An 18,285-nucleotide genomic window follows, 5' to 3' on the forward strand; every position below is an offset into this window, starting at 1 on the left:
TTAACTCGATGAGTGAAAATGAAACGTTTGACGCAACAAAAAAGCTACTCCTGAATATTCGCTCTGTTCGTGTTTTTGCGCGAGAAACCAGCTTTGAACAACTGCTGGAAATGCAGGAAAAGCTTAACGCCGTGATCGAAGAACGTCGTGAAGAAGCAGAGCGTGAGGCAGCAGAACGCGCAGAGCGCGAAAGAAAGCGCCAGGAACTGCTCCAGTTGATTGCCGGAGAAGGTTTTTCACCGGAAGAACTGCTTGGCCTGTCCGAAGATGCGCAAAAAACACGCAAAAAGACGTTGCCAAAAGCGCCGCCTAAATATCAGTTTGATGAAAACGGCGAAACGAAATACTGGTCTGGTCGTGGCCGGACACCAAAACCAATCGACGAAGCGTTAAAAGCTGGCCGTTCTCTTGATGAGTTTCTCATCAAAAAAGATGCTTCCAGCACTGCTGGTGACGAACAGTAATCTAACAAGCCTCTGACACTGCGTCAGAGGCTTTTTTTTAGCAAAAAGGGCGCGGGGGGTTATGGTGAAGAAATCTTTGGATATCTTCGCGGGGATAAGGGAAGTAGTCTCTGATATCTTTGGTTTCTAACTTACCAGTGCAGTGATACGTCTGAAAATAGATCCACTCTGCTATTGTTTTGTAGATGTGATTTCCCATGTTCGCGCTTTGAGAACCATACTGCATGACTTGTGCATCCAGGTCATTACACATCTCCGGCGGAGTGAGTACATGATATGTCCTGCATAACAGCGGGCGGTAATTGTAGATTGAGCATGTTCCCTTCTCAGACAAAAACGGACATTTTGACTCATGCCCGGTCGTAAGCGGGTTGTCTCTGGCAGTAAGTTTACTTGCTTGTGCAATATGTGTTGCCTCAAGCGCGGTTAAATGAACATCCATTTTACAGCACGAAGAGCACCCCTTTTGACAGGAGGTAAACGTGCTCACAAATTCTTTGTTAAAACGATCCAAAAAGGCGTACATCTGTTTTAACTTGAGGTAAATATTACCGGATTGAGTATTGAGTTTATTTATGAGTGCCTTTAACTCATCGAAATACTTATCAGGTACGGGTTTCAGATTGGTATAGCCGGGTAATGTTTCGCCTGGCTCCAGGTGGATCACTGAGTTAGGTTTGATATCCATTGCTTTTGCTTCCTATATTCTTCTCGCGCTGGTTGTTCATTTGACACTAAAACAAGCGTCATACAATGGCAAGGTGTCAAGCCCAGCAGTAAATCACGCTTGCCAGCAAACCAGTTTCCTGCAGCCGGTTTGGCCGTTGATTTTTGCCAGCAATATTACCCGCTCGATGCCCGCCCTGGGCGTGAAATTGCCAGCAAAAAAGATTGCCGCTATCAAAGGTGTGGTTTATATTATCTGTATCGTACGATACAGATAATGGAGAAGCTTAATAGATGACTGAAAAAATCACTGACGAGGAACTGGCAGATTTGTTGGAGGCGCTCAAAAGAGCACATGGTATGGGCGTTTGTTCAAAGGCGGTTAAGCTGGCACAGCGTTGCGCTGATGTGTTCCCTGCTATTGTTGCAGAGTTACAGGAATATCGGAACGCCGCTAAGCGAACTTCAGCATGACAAGAGCCACGGAACGCGCTTACAGCGAGCTACAACAGGCGTTTGATTTCTATAACCAGCGCCTTTTTGACGGCGAACTCCCTGACTGTCTGATTACGTTCCAGCGCGGCAAGAACACAATGGGCTATTTCAGTTACAGGCGCTTTGTTGCTGCTGACGGCAGCGGCAGGATGATTGATGAAATCGCCCTCAATCCTGAATACTTCCCGGTGTACCCGCTTATTGAAGTCATGCAAACGCTGGTTCATGAGCAGTGCCATATGTGGCAGTACCACTACGGCAACCCGTCGCGTAAGACGTACCACAATGCGCAGTGGGCGGCAAAAATGGAAAGTATCGGACTTATGCCCTCCTCCACCGGGAGACCTGGTGGTGCGAAAGTCGGCCAGAAGATTAATGACTATCCGATCCCTGGTGGCCGCTTCCAGCGCGTCACACTGGAACTGTTCCAGGGGCAATTTGCTTTGAGCTGGTTTGATCGCTTCCCTGTCCAGGTCGAACAACAAAAAGATATGACCGCCGTAATAGAGCAATGGCGCGAAACGCTTGCTCTGGCGCATCAAAATGCTGAGGCCGGGATTGATATAGAAGCGGTGCTTTCTATGGCTCTGCTGCCGTCAGTGTCACCGCAGAACGGGAGCCATTCAGATGATATGGCCGGGAGCAATGACAATGATTTGTCAGTTGCAGCATTTGAGGACAAGCCAAAACGAAATAAAGTTAAATATCAGTGTCGCGGGTGTGGCGCTGCCGTGTGGGGCAAAGCCGGACTGAATATTGAATGCGGCGATTGCGAGCTGGCTTTCATCGAAAATTAATTGCCAGCAAATTTTCCCGGTCACATCTGTTGGCCAGTGTTTTTTGCCAGCAAAGTTTCTTCCCGGGTTCGCGCCGGCAGCGCAAAAATGACAGCAAAAGAGGGGTATCATGGGGCATTACACAATCAGAACGAATGACGACGAAGATCAGGCCATTAAAAAGGCGCAGGAAGCGACCGGACAGGCATCAGCCAGCAAAACCTTTATGACGGCTATCCTTGAGCTTCAGCGTAACAGAGACGAGATGGCGCAGCTACGGCGTGAACTGGCGCAGGAAAAAGCGCGGAGTCAGGAGCTGGTATCATCGGTAAAACAATTCCGTTCCAGCCTGAACAATCTGTTTGATCTGGCTGACAACCCTTAAATAACAAGGAGCGAAACGTGCATACCACAAATGCGATTATCCTGTGCCTGGTGTCATATCCCTGCATCGTTGCATGGGTTATCTATAAAAACAGATTTGTCGATTACTTGTTTTTAACTCTGCTTGCTTGTTTGGGGAGCATTTTTTCAGTCGTATTGTATAAACAGCCCGACTACTCATTGACCATATATCAGGCCGTTGCTGTCGGCTATGCTGCCGTGATCATGCCAACGGTGTTAGTTTTGAGTGTCGTTAATATCTTCATGGGAAAAGCAGAGAGAACGTGCAAATGAATACACTGGCTGCACTGGAAAATACGTTTCGTGATATGAGAAAGCATGGCTGCCAAACAGTCATGGTCACGCAGTCTTTAGCTGATTTTGGCCGCTACAGCTATAAACCGCGCCCTGCATTTCAGGACTGGATCGAACGGCTGAAGACTGGCGAACGTCTGCCGCGAGGCCGTTACTTTGTTGGCAAGAAGCCTGGTGGCCGCCTGGTGCTCATTGATGAATTGGGGGGAACATGGACAGAAAAAGTAACAGTGATTCATACCAACGCTGGATGATAGAGAAGGCTGACAAAAGGGAAAGGACGCAAATCAGTATGTCGTTCGTAAAGATGAAGGACGTACTTTTTAACGTGCTGGCTATCGGTACTGTTTTAGCAGCCCTGGTGGTGATCTTTTATGAAGTGCAAAGCAGCTTATAAATTGATGGCCGTTGACAATGAATGTCATACTACCTGACCGGGCAATGCCGGAAGATTTCTTTCACGGGTGATGGTTTGTGATCCCGGCATTGTTCCGGCGCTCTCTCGTAAATTCTCGCGCCCAATCCCCCTCGCAAAACCTCAGAATTCACGTAACGCACCGCGATTTCGGCAACCATCAACCCTAACGTCCTTATGTTGTTGGGTTTGCCGCAGAACAATTTATTCATTTAAAATAGATTTAAACGAAGCGGGAAACCGCAGACGTAAAAAAACCGACTGGTGAGGTCGGCTTTTTTACGGTTCCGGTGCGAGCTGGTAACTCAGCCCGGAAGGGAAACTCTCTACAACTGACAATAGTATGATAATCCGTGAAGCCTGATTATGCAATATGACGGGCAGTGACTGTGCGTTAACGGTTTGCCTGAACGTTAGATAAACGTATAATCAGAGGGTTAGCTCTGTGGTGAGTCTCTCCCTGCATTCCGCTAAATGCGGCATGAACAGGTTCAAAGTCCTGACAGGTAATACAGGTGGTGCTGGTTATCTGTGCTCTGGCAGGAGTGAGACTCTCTACAACTGACAAGACGAAGAGAAGCCGTGGTGACAGGCAGTGTAAGAGCAAGCCACGGTGTCTTTACTCCATTTATGGAGAAAACGGATGATTAACCTGTTAATCATCGTTCTGAGGGCGGTAGCGGCGCTTGCAAACGCGCTGATTGCCATTCTGGAACTGATCCGCCAGTTCATCGACTAATGAACACGGAAACGTAATTAAGGCCGGAGGAACACCACCTCCGGCCTTTAATAAAAATATAGTTTAGTTACAACATTCACTAGTCTGTACTAACCACCACACACCTGACCTTCTGCGCACAAGTTACCTTTAATCACTCCTAAACAGGCATTTCATGAAACTCCCCTGTTCTTGCATCGGTAACAGGGGTCTGACGCTCAGTGGAACGAAAACTCACGTTAAGCAACGTTTTCTGCCTCTGACGCCTCTTTTAATGGTCTCAGATGTCCTTTGGTCACCAGTTCTGCCAGCGTGAAGGAATAATGGCCGAGCATATTGATATGTCCGTGGCAAAGCGGGGAGAGGCGTGCGATATCTTCATCATTCAGTGTTTCACCCTGCGCCCGGAGATGATCCAGGGCTGCCTGCATATAAATAGTGTTCCATAACACGACGGCGTTAGTGACCAGCCCCAGTGTGCCCAGTTGATCTTCCTGACCGTCGGTATATCGTTTTCTTATCTCACCTTTTTGACCGTGACAGATGGCTCTGGCAACGGCATGGCGACTTTCTCCCCGATTAAGCTGGGTCAGAATGCGCCGGCGGTAATCTTCATCATCAATATAATTAAGCAGATACAGCGTTTTGTTGATGCGCCCCACTTCAATGATTGCCTGAGTCAGTCCGGAAGGACGTTCACTTTTCAGCAATGAACGGACCAGCACTGAAACCTGTACTTTGCCCAGCTTCAGGGAGCCAGCGGTCCGGATCATTTCGTCCCACTGAGGGGTTCTAGGGATTTTCCGTCCAAAAACGACAAAGTGCTCTGGAGGCCCCGCCGTCTGTGGCCTCCAGAGGGGTATTACTTTTTTCGAGATCCCTATTTGGGCTCTGTTTGAGTAAGATTTAGTCTTTTTGGGCTAAATCCATGGCATTCGAAGAACGTGTCCAAATCTTGTCCGAGGCAGAACAAGATGAGTTATATGGACCCCCCGCTTTCACCTCCGCCGACCAACGCTTCTTTTTCTCGCTGAACGATAAGGAACTGGCGATCGCTAAAAGCCTCCGTCATCGGGGCCAGCGTTACATGCTGGTGGTACTGCTGGGCTATTTCAAAGCCAAGCCGGTGGTGCTGAATCCCGGCTTTCATCAGATCAAGCAGGACCTCAAATACGTTTATCAAACCGTTCTACCAGGCCCAGGCTGTAGACCCTTTAATCTCACGCCAAAAGAGAACGAACGGATTTACCAACGTGTTTTCCAGCTCTGCAACTACCAGCGCTGAAATGTCAAAGACCATGGAGCGGCGTTGAGAGATTACTTATCCCAGCAAGCCAGAGCCTGGACAGCGCCTAGGCACCTCTTCGATGCGGCCAATGAATATTGTTCGGGGCAGAAGATCGCAATCCCTGCCTACAGCACGCTGCAAAAGATCATCAGTCAGGTGGTGGGAGACGAACAGGAACACATGGCCGCGCACCTTGAGCGTGCAATGTCACGCGGTCTTAAGCAAGCACTGGCGGAGCTCGTGAACGGCACAGGTCCACTGCCGTTCCGACAGTTGCGACAATCGGCTCGTAACTTCACCGGAACCGAGTTGGAGAAAGAACTGATTGTCTATCGCCATATCCAGCATTGGATGCCGGAAGTGGATCTGCTGTTGAGCACGCTATCACTGTCGCAGAAAAATCTGCAACACCTGGCAGAGAAAGTCGACTACTACGGTGCCAAACTGAAACGTCAAACCGTAGGCAGCCAATGGCTGTATTTATTGTGCTATCTTCAAACGCGATGGCAGCAAGCGCTGGAACGTATTGCCGATGGCTTTGTGCATCATGTCAGACAGACCAAACAGAAGGCAAAGGATTATGCGCAGGAAGCGGTGTTTAAGGATTGGCAAAAAGCAGCTAAAAATGTCAGCAAGGCAGCTGAAGTACTGCACCTGTTCATTGATGACAGCATTGATCTGCAACTACCGTTTGCAACAGTAAGACAGCAAGCACTGAGCCTGCTGACCAAAAGGGATCTGGAATCTGTATGTCTCTTCCTGAACGAGCAGCGACGATCGGTCGATGAAGCCATGTGGCAGTACTGCGACGAGAAAGAAAGTCTGCGGAAAGGTTTGCTGCGAGAGTTGTTCCTATGTCTGCGCTTCGAAGGCTGCGACGGCACCCAGCACTTAGCGGCCGCCTTGGCGAAAACACAAAACGAACTCAACGGCCAGGACGCTCAGTTGCAAACTGCCGACACCAGACTCCTTTCCAAAAAATCACGTGAATTCCTGCTGGATGGTGAAGGGAATATCCTGATCGATCGTTATGAGTGGTTCCTCTATCAACAGATTCCTGATCGCCTGAATGGCCAGCTGACGCTGCCTGATATCACTAAATACCGGGCACTCGACGCCGACCTGATCGACGGGGAACATTGGCGAAAAAACAAATATACGCTGCTTCAACAGAGCCATTTTACAAAATTAGCGGAGGAGCCTGAAAAGCTGATCAAACAGATGGCCATGGAATTGGATACCCGTTTGTACGAAGTCGGCGAATATCTTGAACAGGAAGACAACCGGAATATCATCTTGCGTAATCCGCAGGGTAAACGCTTCTGGCGCCTGCCTTCGGCCAGCAAACATCATCTGGTCAACAATCCCTTCTTCCAGCAAATTCCCACAACGGGGATTGCGGATGTACTGCGCATGGTTGATCGTGACACCGGTTTCATTGACTGCTTCGCTCATGTGCTGGGTTCCCAATCCAGAAGCCGTTCCCATGAATATGACCTGTTGGCAATTCTGGTCGGCAATGCAACCAATCAAGGCATTTACGGCATGGCACAGATCTCTGATCGTACCTATGATCAGCTCAGCACTATCCAGGCGAACTATCTTCGCCTGGAAACATTGAATGCTGCTAACGACAACATCAATAACGCGACAGCCAAGCTACCCATCTTCCGGTACTACAACATCCAGGAAGATGTGATCCACGCCAGTGCCGATGGTCAAAAGTTCGAAGCCCGGCGCGAGACCTTCAAAACCCGTTATTCGTCGAAGTACTTTGGCACTCAAAAAGGTGTTTCTGCCATGACCTTGATCGCCAATCACGCTGCGATCAACGCCAGAGTGATCGGCGCCAACGAACATGAATCGCACTACATCTTTGATTTGTTGATGAGCAATACGTCAGACATCATTCCGGATGTGCTCTCAACCGATACCCATGGGGTGAACCATGTGAACTTCGCGTTACTGGATCTGTTCGGATACCAGTTTGCCCCACGCTATGCCCAGGTTGGCAAAGTGATCAATGACATGTTTGATGTCAAGGAAGACAAAGAACACCGAATTCAGCTGTGCTTAAAAAAGCCAATCAATACCCATCGTATTGCGCAGCACTGGGATACCATCCAACGGATTGCAGTATCACTTAAGCAGCGGAAAACAACGCAAGCCACCTTGGTGAGAAAGCTCTCGGAGTACAAGCGCAATCACCCGCTGCTGGAAGCCCTGACGGAATACAATCGCCTGGTGAAAGCGAATTATCTACTGTGCTACATCGATGATGCCAGTTTAAGAAACTATGTTCAGCGCGCGCTGAACCGGGGAGAGGCCTATCACCAACTGCGTCGGGCCGTGAGCAGCGTCAATGGGGATCAGTTCCGGGGCAGTTCAGACGAAGAAATCCAGCTATGGAATGAGTGCGCTCGCCTGGTCACCAATGCCATCGTTTACTTCAACTCCAGGATACTCAGCCAGCTGTTGACCAGCTTCGAATACCAAGGAGATACCAAGAGAATAGATATCGTCAAACAGGCATCCCCTGTGGCCTGGCACAACATTAACCTCAAGGGGACTTACCACTTCGAATTGAGCGAAAAATTGCCAGATCTGGAGGAGCTTATGCGCTCAATCGAGGGATATTTACCCGTCAGCGAAAAGTAATACCCCTCTGGAGGCCACGGACGGCGCGGCCTCCAGAGCACTTTGTCGTTTTTGGACGGAAAATCCCTAGAACCCCATTATCTAAAAATACTTAATTGTCTTTTAACGTCGCTAAATTTTAAATAAATAAGTGAAGAGTGTTAGTGGAGCCACTGATTTAAAGTTGGCAGAGTAAAACTTGAAGTGCGACATAAACCACCTAATTAATTTAAAGGGTTTATGGAGTATATAAAATTGTCATACCATCATCTTAACTTTGAAGATCGTACTGCATTAATGCTTGAGTCAAGAAAAGAAGGCTTTTCAGCCAGAAAATTTGCTGAACTCATTAAAAGACATCCTAGTACGATCTATCGTGAGCTTAAAAGAAATAGCATCAATGACGTTTATCAAGCTCGATATGCTTCTGATAACACCTTCGCTAGACGTAGACGTGGTCACAGAAAACTCAAAATCGATTCAATCCTCTGGAAATTTATTGTTGAAGCGATCCGTTGTTTATGGTCTCCTCAGCAAATAGCAAAGCGTTTAAAGACATTTCCTGATTTGGATCAAACAATGAATGTAAGCCATACAACGATTTATTCAACGATACGAGCATTACCAAAGGGTGAGTTGAAAAAAGACTTATTATCCTGTCTACGTCATGAAAATAAAAAGCGAAAAGCTAACGGTGAACCTAAAAAAGATTCTATATTACAGGATATTAAAACTATTCATGAGCGCCCAGCCGAAGTTCAAGAAAGAAAAATACCGGGTCATTGGGAAGCTGATTTAATTAAAGGTAAAGACAATAAAAGTTCGATAGCAACACTTATTGAACGAAATACACGGCTCTGTATCTTGGCAACATTACCTGATGCAAAGGCAGAATCAGTGCGCAAGGCTTTAACTGAAGCTCTGAAATATTTACCTGCAGAACTGCGTAAAACGTTGACCTATGACCGTGGACGTGAGATGTCAGAACATAAAATACTCGAAGAAGATTTAGGCATAGATGTATATTTCTGTGACCCACATTCACCCTGGCAAAAAGGCACATGCGAAAATATGAATGGTTTAATTAGGCAATATTTACCTAAGGAAGGTGCGAACAAGTCCCTGATATGAGATCATGTTTGTCATCTGGAGCCATGGAACAGGGTTCATCATGAGTCATCAACTTACCTTCGCCGACAGTGAATTCAGCAGTAAGCGCCGTCAGACCAGAAAAGAGATTTTCTTGTCCCGCATGGAGCAGATTCTGCCATGGCAAAACATGGTGGAAGTCATCGAGCCGTTTTACCCCAAGGCTGGTAATGGCCGGCGACCTTATCCGCTGGAAACCATGCTACGCATTCACTGCATGCAGCATTGGTACAACCTGAGCGATGGCGCGATGGAAGATGCTCTGTACGAAATCGCCTCCATGCGTCTGTTTGCCCGGTTATCCCTGGATAGCGCCTTGCCTGACCGCACCACCATCATGAATTTCCGCCACCTGCTGGAGCAGCATCAACTGGCCCGCCAATTGTTCAAGACCATCAATCGCTGGCTGGCCGAAGCAGGCGTCATGATGACTCAAGGCACCTTGGTCGATGCCACCATCATTGAGGCACCCAGCTCGACCAAGAACAAAGAGCAGCAACGCGATCCGGAGATGCATCAGACCAAGAAAGGCAATCAATGGCACTTTGGCATGAAGGCCCACATTGGTGTCGATGCCAAGAGTGGCCTGACCCACAGCCTAGTCACCACCGCGGCCAACGAGCATGACCTCAATCAGCTGGGTAATCTGCTGCATGGAGAGGAGCAATTTGTCTCAGCCGATGCCGGCTACCAAGGGGCGCCACAGCGCGAGGAGCTGGCCGAGGTGGATGTGGACTGGCTGATCGCCGAGCGCCCCGGCAAGGTAAGAACCTTGAAACAGCATCCACGCAAGAACAAAACGGCCATCAACATCGAATACATGAAAGCCAGCATCCGGGCCAAGGTGGAGCACCCATTTCGCATCATCAAGCGACAGTTCGGCTTCGTGAAAGCCAGATACAAGGGGTTGCTGAAAAACGATAACCAACTGGCGATGTTATTCACGCTGGCCAACCTGTTTCGGGCGGACCAAATGATACGTCAGTGGGAGAGATCTCACTAAAAACTGGGGATAACGCCTTAAATGGCGAAGAAACGGTCTAAATAGGCTGATTCAAGGCATTTACGAGAGAAAAAATCGGCTCAAACATGAAGAAATGAAATGACTGAGTCAGCCGAGAAGAATTTCCCCGCTTATTCGCACCTTCCCTAAAGGGATTGATTTAAATCAGGCAGATCAGCATTATTTAAATCAAGTTGCCATGTCACTGAATACTCGTCCTAGAAAGGCGTTAGATTGGCTTACACCATTAGAGAAATTTGCTCAGCTTGTTGATTATCATATGGCTTTTGAAACTGTCGCACCTCATGTTTGAATTCGCCCCATATTTTTGCTACAGTGAACCAAATTAAGATCATCTATTTACTAGGCCTCGCATTTGCGGGGTTTTTAATGCTGAATAAAAGGAAAACTTGATGGAATTGCCCAATATTATGCACCCGGTCGCGAAGCTGAGCACCGCATTAGCCGCTGCATTGATGCTGAGCGGGTGCATGCCCGGTGAAATCCGCCCGACGATTGGCCAGCAAATGGAAACTGGCGACCAACGGTTTGGCGATCTGGTTTTCCGCCAGCTCGCACCGAATGTCTGGCAGCACACTTCCTATCTCGACATGCCGGGTTTCGGGGCAGTCGCTTCCAACGGTTTGATCGTCAGGGATGGCGGCCGCGTGCTGGTGGTCGATACCGCCTGGACCGATGACCAGACCGCCCAGATCCTCAACTGGATCAAGCAGGAGATCAACCTGCCGGTCGCGCTGGCGGTGGTGACTCACGCGCATCAGGACAAGATGGGCGGTATGGACGCGCTGCATGCGGCGGGGATTGCGACTTATGCCAATGCGTTGTCGAACCAGCTTGCCCCGCAAGAGGGGATGGTTGCGGCGCAACACAGCCTGACTTTCGCCGCCAATGGCTGGGTCGAACCAGCAACCGCGCCCAACTTTGGCCCGCTCAAGGTATTTTACCCCGGCCCCGGCCACACCAGTGACAATATCACCGTTGGGATCGACGGCACCGACATCGCTTTTGGTGGCTGCCTGATCAAGGACAGCAAGGCCAAGTCGCTCGGCAATCTCGGTGATGCCGACACTGAGCACTACGCCGCGTCAGCGCGCGCGTTTGGTGCGGCGTTCCCCAAGGCCAGCATGATCGTGATGAGCCATTCCGCCCCCGATAGCCGCGCCGCAATCACTCATACGGCCCGCATGGCCGACAAGCTGCGCTGAGCCATGGCTGACCACGTCACCCCCAATCTGCCATCGCGCGATTTCGATGTGACAGAGGCGTTTTATGCGAAGCTGGGCTTTGCGACGAGTTGGAAGGATCGCGGCTGGATGATCCTGCAGCGCGGCGGTTTGCAGCTCGAATTCTTCCCCTATCCTGACCTCGACCCAGCTACGAGCTCGTTCGGCTGTTGCCTGCGGTTGGATGATCTCGATGCCATGGTGGCATTGGTGAACGCGGCGGGAGCCGAGGAAAAAAGCACCGGCTGGCCGCGCTTCAAAGCTCCGCAACTGGAGGCGAGCGGCCTGAGGATCGGCTACCTGATCGATCCCGACTGCACGCTGGTGCGGCTGATCCAGAACCCCGACTGACCGCATGCCCGCGAAAATCAAGATTTGCGGGATCAGCACACCCGAGGCGCTCGATGCGACCATCGCGGCGCGGGCGGACTATGCCGGGTTGGTGTTCTATCCAGCGTCGCCCCGTGCGGTTACGTCGAATGTCGCGGGCGCTTTGACATCGCGCGCAGCTGGCCAGATCGCCATGGTCGGTTTGTTCGTCGATGCGGATGATGCTGTCATCGCCGACGCACTGGTGGCAGCCAAGCTGAACGCGCTGCAGCTGCACGGTTCGGAATCGCCCGAACGCGTGGCCCAGTTGCGCGCGCGGTTTGGCAAGCCGGTGTGGAAGGCGCTGCCCGTCGCCAGCGCCAGCGATGTCGCACGCGCCGCAGCCTATGCCGGGGCGGCGGACTTGATCTTGTTCGACGCCAAGACCCCCAAAGGCGCGCTGCCCGGCGGCATGGGGTTGGCGTTCGACTGGTCGCTGCTGGCCGGATATCGCGGTGCCTTGCCGTGGGGGCTGGCAGGCGGGCTAAATCCGACGAATGTTGCCGAGGCGATTGCGCGCACCGGAGCGCCGCTGGTCGATACCTCCAGCGGCGTCGAAAGCGCGCCGGGCGTCAAGGATACCGACAAGATTACCAATTTCGCCTTTGCGGTGCGCTTGGCCTAAATCGCGTCGATCAATAGGCGTCGTTCAGCGCAAAGATCGGCTTGCGGGTGCGCCACTGCCCTCGGGTGAAGTCGGGAAAATCTAACGTGCGATTGCCCTCAGCAATCGATTGTTCCGACAGAGGCGTGATCGCGCTCCAGGCCAGCGCGTCGTAAATGTCGATTGGCATCGGGGCCTTGGCCTTCAGCGCCTCGACAAAAGCGTGGATCACGAACCAGTCCATCCCGCCATGCCCGGCCCCTGCCGCCAGATCGGCGTAGCGTTTCCATAGCGGGTGATCGTATTTCGCAAACCAGCCCTCGGCAGGCTCCCAGCGGTGCGGCTGTGGGCTCTTGCCCTCCAGATAGATCGACTTGTTGACGTCCATCCACAGCCCCTCGGTGCCTTGCACCCGAAAGCCGAGAGAATAGGGGCGCGGCAGCGAGGTGTCGTGGCACAGCATGATCGTTTCACCATTAGTGCAGCCGATCATGGTGTTGACCACATCACCCAGTGCGAATTTCACCTCGGCGTTGGGATGATCGGCAGAGCCGTTCTTGACGACATAATCATGCAGCCCGCGCGCCTTACAGCCGAAGCCGCCAGCGCCCGCTTCGCCCGGCAACGCGACCTTCAGGGTGCGGGTCTGCGGCGGGTAGCACACGCCGGCATCGGCGCAGCCCTGGTACTTCACGGTCAGGGTGGTCGCGCTCGCGCCGGCCGCGGGCGTGCCGGTGAGGGTGCCGAGCAATTCCTTGCGGTAGGTTTCGACGTCGCCGAAGAATTCGTCGCGGTAGGCCTTGCCCTTCGGCAGCGCCATGGTCGCGCCGGTGAAGGCGGCATCGGCCTTGACCGAGGTGCGGTGCCGGTACAGGTAATAGCCGTCGGCGATCCGCCAGCGCACCTCGATGCGGTCCGGCGCGGTGGCCTGCGCGGACAGGACGAAGACCTCGTCGACCGGCGGCAGTTCGAAGTCCTGGGCGACGGCCGAGGTCGCGGGCAGCGCAAGCAGCAGGGCGAGCCCGGCCAGCCAGCGGCGCAGGCGGATCGTGGATGCGGTCATTGGCTCAGTTTACCGGTCGGCTCTCGGCGGCCAGCCATTGCAGGTATTCGGGCAGGCCGGACGCGGCTTCGACCGCGAGCAGCTCCGGGAGTTCGTAGGGATGCAGTTGGCGCAGGCGTTCCTGCAGGGCGGGGTAGGCCTCGGCACTGGTCTTGACCAGCAGCAGGACCTCGGCCGCGGCCTCGACCTTGCGTTGCCAGCGATAGACCGAACGCAGGCCGGGCAGGAGGTTGACGCAGGCGGCCAGGCGCTCGGCCACCAGCGCGGTGGCGATGCGCTCGGCGCTGTCGGCGTCGGGACAGGTGCAGAAGCAGATCAGGGCGCTCACCGGCATAGGGTAGCGGCTGCCCCGATCCGGCGGGCCTGGCGGACATCCGCGTGCGGCCCTTGAAAGTCGGCGGGCCCGCCCCATCTCGGTGGCATGCCGGGTTCGCCCGGTTCTGTTGTCCGCGGTTTGGCACTCGCTTCGCGCGACTGCTAAAATCGCCGGGTTTTTCCACGTCAATCAACCATTTACCGAGGTTGCCATGTCCAATATCAAGCCGCTGCACGACCGCGTGGTCATCAAGCGCATGGAAGAAGAGAAGCTGTCCGCCGGCGGGATCGTGATCCCGGATTCGGCCACCGAGAAGCCGATCAAGGGCGAAGTCGTCGCCGTCGGCACCGGCAAGGTGCTGGACAACGGCCAGGTCCGCGCGCCGCAGGTCAAGGTCGGCGACAAGGTGCTGTTCGGCAAGTACAGCGGCACCGAAGTGAAGCTGGACGGCGTCGAGCTGCTGGTGGTGAAGGAAGACGACCTGTTCGCGATCCTCGGCTGATCGCGCGTCGCTCCCACACATTTCTCATCCGAATAATTTTTCGAGGTAATTCGCAATGGCTGCCAAGGACATTCGTTTCGGCGAAGACGCGCGCTCCAAGATGGTGCGCGGCGTCAACGTGCTCGCCAACGCCGTGAAGGCGACCCTCGGCCCGAAGGGCCGCAACGTCGTGCTGCAGAAGAGCTACGGCGCGCCGACCATCACCAAGGACGGCGTCTCCGTCGCCAAGGAAATCGAACTGGCTGACGCGTTCGAGAACATGGGCGCGCAGATGGTGAAGGAAGTCGCTTCCAAGACCTCCGACAACGCCGGCGACGGCACCACCACCGCCACCGTGCTGGCGCAGGCGTTCATCCGCGAGGGCATGAAGGCGGTCGCCGCCGGCATGAACCCGATGGACCTGAAGCGCGGCATCGACCAGGCGGTGAAGGCCGCGGTCGGCGAACTGAAGTCGCTGTCCAAGCCGTCGTCGACCAGCAAGGAAATCGCCCAGGTCGGCGCGATCTCCGCGAACTCGGATGCCAACATCGGCGACCTGATCGCGCAGGCGATGGACAAGGTCGGCAAGGAAGGCGTGATCACGGTCGAGGAAGGCAGCGGCCTGGACAACGAACTCGACGTGGTCGAGGGCATGCAGTTCGACCGCGGCTACCTGAGCCCGTACTTCGTCAACAACCAGCAGTCGATGTCGGCCGACCTGGATGATCCCTTCATCCTGCTGTACGACAAGAAGATCTCCAACGTGCGCGACCTGCTGCCCGTCCTCGAGGGCGTGGCCAAGGCCGGCAAGCCGCTGCTGATCGTGGCGGAGGAAGTCGAAGGCGAAGCGCTGGCGACCCTGGTGGTCAACACCATCCGCGGCATCGTCAAGGTCTGCGCGGTGAAGGCCCCGGGCTTCGGCGACCGTCGCAAGGCGATGCTGGAAGACATGGCGATCCTGACCGGCGGCGTGGTGATTTCCGAGGAAGTCGGCCTGTCGCTGGAGAAGGCCACCATCAAGGACCTCGGCCGCGCCAAGAAGATCCAGGTGTCGAAGGAAAACACCACCATCATCGATGGCGCCGGCGAAGGCGCGGGCATCGAGGCGCGCATCAAGCAGATCAAGGCGCAGATCGAGGAGACCTCCTCCGACTACGACCGCGAGAAGCTGCAGGAGCGCGTGGCCAAGCTGGCCGGCGGCGTTGCGGTGATCAAGGTCGGTGCCGCCACCGAAGTCGAGATGAAGGAAAAGAAGGCGCGCGTCGAAGACGCCCTGCACGCGACCCGTGCGGCCGTCGAGGAAGGCATCGTCCCGGGCGGCGGCGTCGCCCTGATCCGTGCCAAGGCGGCGATCGCCGGCATCAAGGGCGTGAACGAAGACCAGAACCACGGCATCCAGATCGCCCTGCGCGCGATGGAAGCCCCGCTGCGCGAGATCGTGACCAATGCCGGCGATGAGCCGTCGGTCATCCTCAACCGCGTGGTCGAAGGTTCGGGTGCGTTCGGCTACAACGCCGCCAACGGCGAGTTCGGCGACATGATCGAGTTCGGCATCCTGGACCCGACCAAGGTCACCCGCACCGCGCTGCAGAACGCCGCGTCGATCGCGGGCCTGATGATCACCACCGAAGCGATGGTGGCCGAGGCCCCGAAGAAGGACGAGCCGGCGATGCCGGCCGGCGGCGGCATGGGCGGCATGGGCGGCATGGATTTCTAAGCCCCGCGATCCATCAAGCAAGACCACAAAGCCCGGCCTCGTGCCGGGCTTTGTGCGTTCTGGCGTCCGAGGCGGGAGACTTCCTACCCGCCCCGCGGCAATGTCTGACGCGAAGATCAGAAAACGCCGATATGAACGCGTGCTCGCGGGCGCAACCCTGAGCAGCCGTCCCTGCAACGGAGCGCTGCGTGCCGCGCCTGACCGCACCCCGGCGGCAGGCCGAGGTGTGCGCGCCACTGCCGGCCGCCCACGCCGCTGCGCGTTACGCGCGCCACCTGCCCGAGCGCACGCTGCTGTACGCGCTAGTGCAGGCGCACTACCCGGACTTCATCGCGCGTCTTGAGGCCGAAGACCGCCCGCTGCCCGAGTATGTGCGCGAGGAGTTCGAGACCTACCTGCGCTGCGGCGTGCTCGAGCACGGCTTCCTGCGCGTGGTCTGCGAGCACTGTCGTGCCGAGAGGCTGGTGGCGTATTCCTGCAAGAAGCGCGGGCTGTGCCCGAGCTGCGGCGCACGGCGCATGGCCGAGTCGGCGCGGCATCTGGTGGACGAGGTGTTCGGCCCGCGGCCGGTGCGGCAATGGGTGCTGAGTTTCCCGTACCCGTTGCGCTTCCTGTTCGCCAGCAAGCCTGAGGCGATCGGCCCGGTGCTGGGCATCGTGCATCGTGTGATCGCCGGTTGGCTTGCCGATCAGGCCGGCGTGCCGCGGGATACGGCGCAATGCGGCGTGGTGACCCTGATCCAGCGCTTCGGCAGCGCGCTGAATCTCAACATCCACTTCCACATGCTGTGGCTCGACGGCGTGTACGAGGACACCACCGAGCGTCCGCAGCGCAAGCCGCGCCTGCACCGCACCCGTGCGCCCACATCGGCGCAACTGACGGAACTGGCCAACACCATCGCGCATCGCGTGTGCCGGCACCTGTCGCGCCGCGGCTGGCTCGAAGGCGAAGACGAATCCGTGTTCCTGTCCGACAGCGCGGGTAGCGACGACGGCATGGATGGGCTGCGGATGAGTTCGATGACCTACCGCATCGCCACCGGTCGCGACGCTGGCCGCAAGGTCGTCACGCTGCAAACGCTGCCTGGCGACGCCGGTCCGCTGGAGGGCGACGCCGGCAAGGTCGGCGGCTTCTCGCTGCATGCCGGCGTGGCCGCGGAAGCACACGAAAGCCACAAGCTCGAAAAGCTGTGCCGCTACATCACGCGCCCGGCGATCAGCGAGCAGCGGCTATCGATCTCGCCACAGGGCAGGGTGCGTTACCAGCTCAAGACGCCGTGGCGCAATGGCACCACGCATGTCGAATGGGATGCGGTGGACTTCATCGCCAAGCTGGCGGCACTGGTCCCGCCGCCACGCGCGCATCTCACCCGCTTCCACGGCGTATTCGCCCCGAATGCAAACCTGCGCGCGCAGCTGACGCCCTCGGGGCGCGGCAGGCGGCCTGCGGGCGATGCGGCGCCAGTGGACGTCAGCGCCCACGACGAGCCGCGCAGCCCCGAGCAGAAGCGCCGTGCGATGAGCTGGGCGCAACGGCTCAAGCGGGTCTTTTCCATCGACATCACCACCTGCGCCCACTGCGGCGGCGCGGTGCGGATCGTCGCCAGCATCGAAGACCCCAAGGCCATTCGCGCCATCCTCGCCCACTTCGAGAAACACGGCGCGCTGGAGCAAGCGCACTACCGGCCCGCAGCGCGCGCCCCGCCGCCCGCCGCGTGATGAGGCGCCGGCCACACAGCCGGCAGCCAAGCCAGAGTCCGATCCGATGCGGCCACGACCCCGCAGGGCTGCGCTCGGCCCTGTGCCGGGATTCGGTGAGAAATGGCTACGCACTGAGCCGCTGCGTGGCCCCGCGATGTCGAAAACCCACGCATGAACCCCCGATCTGTGCCCGATCTGTGCCCAAAGCGGCGCTTGCGCGGCCGCTTCCTACCCGCCAGACTCGCCAAAAAGGGCGGTTGAACTTCCTATACCCATATCCCACTTTAGGTTTGGCAGCACCTTTTCAATCAGGTGGTTGTTTACACCAATCCAGCTATTGGCCAATTGAATATTGGTTTCGTCTACTTTTTTTGATTTTTTAAACAGCTTGGTAAAACCGAGTGCCAAAACAGGGGGACCATGTAAAAACGTGCTTCCTGTAATGACTGAACCAACTGTGAGTCCTTTACTGACTTTTTGC

The 18,285-nt window shown here is 55.1% G+C and carries 19 protein-coding genes and 4 pseudogenes; 18 read left to right on the forward strand and 5 right to left on the reverse strand.

The genetic code is table 11. The features are described 5' to 3' along the window. The first annotated feature begins 8 nt into the window (after positions 1 to 8). Complete coding sequence (locus ACOI7Z_RS24470; protein ID WP_001293458.1) at positions 9 to 464, forward strand: H-NS family nucleoid-associated regulatory protein; 456 nt, start codon at positions 9 to 11, stop codon at positions 462 to 464. Between the two features lie 37 nt (positions 465 to 501). On the opposite strand, the gene ACOI7Z_RS24475 is transcribed toward ACOI7Z_RS24470, so the two are convergent. Further along, complete coding sequence (locus ACOI7Z_RS24475) at positions 502 to 1,152, reverse strand: YkgJ family cysteine cluster protein (RefSeq protein ID WP_000351937.1); 651 nt, start codon at positions 1,150 to 1,152, stop codon at positions 502 to 504. Here ACOI7Z_RS24475 and ACOI7Z_RS24480 point away from each other — a divergent pair. The 7 genes from ACOI7Z_RS24480 (at position 1,142) to dqlB (ending at position 4,254) form a co-directional block, all read left to right on the forward strand. After that, complete coding sequence (locus tag ACOI7Z_RS24480; protein WP_032072053.1) at positions 1,142 to 1,408, forward strand: hypothetical protein; 267 nt, start codon at positions 1,142 to 1,144, stop codon at positions 1,406 to 1,408. The genes ACOI7Z_RS24475 and ACOI7Z_RS24480 overlap by 11 nt on opposite strands. Before the next feature lie 16 nt (positions 1,409 to 1,424). After that, positions 1,425 to 1,604 carry a hypothetical protein gene (locus tag ACOI7Z_RS24485; RefSeq protein ID WP_000136657.1) on the forward strand — a complete coding sequence of 60 codons (180 nt, stop codon included), beginning with the start codon at positions 1,425 to 1,427 and terminating at the stop codon, positions 1,602 to 1,604. Further along, positions 1,601 to 2,422 carry a SprT-like domain-containing protein gene (locus tag ACOI7Z_RS24490; RefSeq protein WP_000196235.1) on the forward strand — a complete coding sequence of 274 codons (822 nt, stop codon included), beginning with the start codon at positions 1,601 to 1,603 and terminating at the stop codon, positions 2,420 to 2,422. The genes ACOI7Z_RS24485 and ACOI7Z_RS24490 overlap by 4 nt, the downstream gene beginning before the upstream one ends. Before the next feature lie 109 nt (positions 2,423 to 2,531). Beyond that, positions 2,532 to 2,786, forward strand: coding sequence for a hypothetical protein (locus ACOI7Z_RS24495; protein WP_000510385.1), 255 nt, complete (start codon positions 2,532 to 2,534; stop codon positions 2,784 to 2,786). Between the two features lie 17 nt (positions 2,787 to 2,803). Next, positions 2,804 to 3,079 carry a hypothetical protein gene (locus tag ACOI7Z_RS24500; protein ID WP_000557557.1) on the forward strand — a complete coding sequence of 92 codons (276 nt, stop codon included), beginning with the start codon at positions 2,804 to 2,806 and terminating at the stop codon, positions 3,077 to 3,079. Then, positions 3,076 to 3,354, forward strand: coding sequence for a hypothetical protein (locus ACOI7Z_RS24505; RefSeq protein WP_001093608.1), 279 nt, complete (start codon positions 3,076 to 3,078; stop codon positions 3,352 to 3,354). Before ACOI7Z_RS24500 ends, ACOI7Z_RS24505 begins: the two co-directional genes overlap by 4 nt. Positions 3,355 to 4,158: 804 nt before the next feature. Beyond that, positions 4,159 to 4,254 carry a DinQ-like type I toxin DqlB gene (dqlB, locus tag ACOI7Z_RS24510; protein ID WP_000609145.1) on the forward strand — a complete coding sequence of 32 codons (96 nt, stop codon included), beginning with the start codon at positions 4,159 to 4,161 and terminating at the stop codon, positions 4,252 to 4,254. Between the two features lie 251 nt (positions 4,255 to 4,505). Here dqlB and ACOI7Z_RS24515 read toward each other — a convergent pair. Continuing rightward, positions 4,506 to 5,018, reverse strand: a pseudogene (locus ACOI7Z_RS24515) (Tn3 family transposase); the annotation flags it as partial. A gap of 143 nt (positions 5,019 to 5,161) precedes the next feature. Between ACOI7Z_RS24515 and ACOI7Z_RS24520 the strand changes: the two are divergent. From ACOI7Z_RS24520 to ACOI7Z_RS24550, 7 genes and pseudogenes are all read left to right on the forward strand, one after another. Beyond that, a pseudogene (locus tag ACOI7Z_RS24520) lies at positions 5,162 to 8,179 on the forward strand (Tn3-like element IS3000 family transposase). Between the two features lie 219 nt (positions 8,180 to 8,398). After that, positions 8,399 to 9,262: pseudogene (locus ACOI7Z_RS24525) on the forward strand (IS30-like element ISAba125 family transposase); the annotation flags it as partial. A gap of 67 nt (positions 9,263 to 9,329) precedes the next feature. Then, entirely contained in the window at positions 9,330 to 10,310 is a 981-nt protein-coding gene (locus ACOI7Z_RS24530) for an IS5-like element IS5 family transposase (protein ID WP_000019402.1), read from the forward strand. A 130-nt stretch (positions 10,311 to 10,440) separates the two neighbouring features. Further along, positions 10,441 to 10,623: pseudogene (locus ACOI7Z_RS24535) on the forward strand (IS30 family transposase); the annotation flags it as partial. Positions 10,624 to 10,723: 100 nt separating this feature from the next. Further along, positions 10,724 to 11,536, forward strand: coding sequence for a subclass B1 metallo-beta-lactamase NDM-1 (locus tag ACOI7Z_RS24540; RefSeq protein ID WP_004201164.1), 813 nt, complete (start codon positions 10,724 to 10,726; stop codon positions 11,534 to 11,536). 3 nt (positions 11,537 to 11,539) lie between these two features. Next, a complete protein-coding gene (gene ble / locus ACOI7Z_RS24545) occupies positions 11,540 to 11,905 on the forward strand; it encodes a bleomycin binding protein Ble-MBL (RefSeq protein ID WP_004201167.1) in 366 nt (121 codons plus the stop codon). 4 nt (positions 11,906 to 11,909) lie between these two features. Continuing rightward, positions 11,910 to 12,548 (forward strand): phosphoribosylanthranilate isomerase, encoded by a 639-nt coding sequence (locus ACOI7Z_RS24550; protein WP_004201168.1) that lies wholly within the window; start codon positions 11,910 to 11,912, stop codon positions 12,546 to 12,548. Between the two features lie 10 nt (positions 12,549 to 12,558). On the opposite strand, the gene ACOI7Z_RS24555 is transcribed toward ACOI7Z_RS24550, so the two are convergent. Both ACOI7Z_RS24555 and cutA read right to left on the reverse strand, forming a co-directional pair. Beyond that, complete coding sequence (locus ACOI7Z_RS24555; protein WP_004201169.1) at positions 12,559 to 13,590, reverse strand: protein-disulfide reductase DsbD domain-containing protein; 1,032 nt, start codon at positions 13,588 to 13,590, stop codon at positions 12,559 to 12,561. A gap of 4 nt (positions 13,591 to 13,594) precedes the next feature. After that, positions 13,595 to 13,924: a divalent-cation tolerance protein CutA gene (cutA, locus tag ACOI7Z_RS24560; protein ID WP_004201171.1), complete on the reverse strand. Its 330-nt coding sequence runs from the start codon at positions 13,922 to 13,924 to the stop codon at positions 13,595 to 13,597. A 193-nt stretch (positions 13,925 to 14,117) separates the two neighbouring features. Here cutA and groES point away from each other — a divergent pair, with 193 nt between their 5' ends. From groES to ACOI7Z_RS24575, 3 genes are all read left to right on the forward strand, one after another. Further along, on the forward strand, positions 14,118 to 14,408 hold the full coding sequence (gene groES, locus ACOI7Z_RS24565; RefSeq protein ID WP_004201172.1) for a co-chaperone GroES: 291 nt from the start codon (positions 14,118 to 14,120) through the stop codon (positions 14,406 to 14,408). 55 nt (positions 14,409 to 14,463) lie between these two features. After that, positions 14,464 to 16,104 (forward strand): chaperonin GroEL, encoded by a 1,641-nt coding sequence (gene groL / locus ACOI7Z_RS24570; protein ID WP_004201176.1) that lies wholly within the window; start codon positions 14,464 to 14,466, stop codon positions 16,102 to 16,104. Between the two features lie 236 nt (positions 16,105 to 16,340). Continuing rightward, complete coding sequence (locus ACOI7Z_RS24575; RefSeq protein ID WP_032723056.1) at positions 16,341 to 17,822, forward strand: IS91 family transposase; 1,482 nt, start codon at positions 16,341 to 16,343, stop codon at positions 17,820 to 17,822. Positions 17,823 to 18,032: 210 nt separating this feature from the next. Here ACOI7Z_RS24575 and ACOI7Z_RS24580 read toward each other — a convergent pair. After that, positions 18,033 to 18,285: hypothetical protein (locus tag ACOI7Z_RS24580; RefSeq protein WP_094909534.1), on the reverse strand; the 253-nt coding region annotated here is incomplete at its 5' end.

Source organism: Klebsiella sp. C283 (assembly GCF_048822555.1).
Classification (GTDB): Bacteria; Pseudomonadota; Gammaproteobacteria; order Enterobacterales; family Enterobacteriaceae; genus Klebsiella; species Klebsiella quasipneumoniae.

Coding starts and splice junctions, on each gene's coding strand:
- ACOI7Z_RS24470 (WP_001293458.1), top strand. CDS start 9: ATGAGTGAAAATGAAACGTTTGACGCAACAAAAAAGCTACTCCTGAAT.
- ACOI7Z_RS24475 (WP_000351937.1), bottom strand. CDS start 1,152: ATGGATATCAAACCTAACTCAGTGATCCACCTGGAGCCAGGCGAAACA.
- ACOI7Z_RS24485 (WP_000136657.1), top strand. CDS start 1,425: ATGACTGAAAAAATCACTGACGAGGAACTGGCAGATTTGTTGGAGGCG.
- ACOI7Z_RS24490 (WP_000196235.1), top strand. CDS start 1,601: ATGACAAGAGCCACGGAACGCGCTTACAGCGAGCTACAACAGGCGTTT.
- ACOI7Z_RS24495 (WP_000510385.1), top strand. CDS start 2,532: ATGGGGCATTACACAATCAGAACGAATGACGACGAAGATCAGGCCATT.
- ACOI7Z_RS24505 (WP_001093608.1), top strand. CDS start 3,076: ATGAATACACTGGCTGCACTGGAAAATACGTTTCGTGATATGAGAAAG.
- dqlB (WP_000609145.1), top strand. CDS start 4,159: ATGATTAACCTGTTAATCATCGTTCTGAGGGCGGTAGCGGCGCTTGCA.
- ACOI7Z_RS24530 (WP_000019402.1), top strand. CDS start 9,330: ATGAGTCATCAACTTACCTTCGCCGACAGTGAATTCAGCAGTAAGCGC.
- ACOI7Z_RS24540 (WP_004201164.1), top strand. CDS start 10,724: ATGGAATTGCCCAATATTATGCACCCGGTCGCGAAGCTGAGCACCGCA.
- ble (WP_004201167.1), top strand. CDS start 11,540: ATGGCTGACCACGTCACCCCCAATCTGCCATCGCGCGATTTCGATGTG.
- ACOI7Z_RS24550 (WP_004201168.1), top strand. CDS start 11,910: ATGCCCGCGAAAATCAAGATTTGCGGGATCAGCACACCCGAGGCGCTC.
- ACOI7Z_RS24555 (WP_004201169.1), bottom strand. CDS start 13,590: ATGACCGCATCCACGATCCGCCTGCGCCGCTGGCTGGCCGGGCTCGCC.
- cutA (WP_004201171.1), bottom strand. CDS start 13,924: ATGCCGGTGAGCGCCCTGATCTGCTTCTGCACCTGTCCCGACGCCGAC.
- groES (WP_004201172.1), top strand. CDS start 14,118: ATGTCCAATATCAAGCCGCTGCACGACCGCGTGGTCATCAAGCGCATG.
- groL (WP_004201176.1), top strand. CDS start 14,464: ATGGCTGCCAAGGACATTCGTTTCGGCGAAGACGCGCGCTCCAAGATG.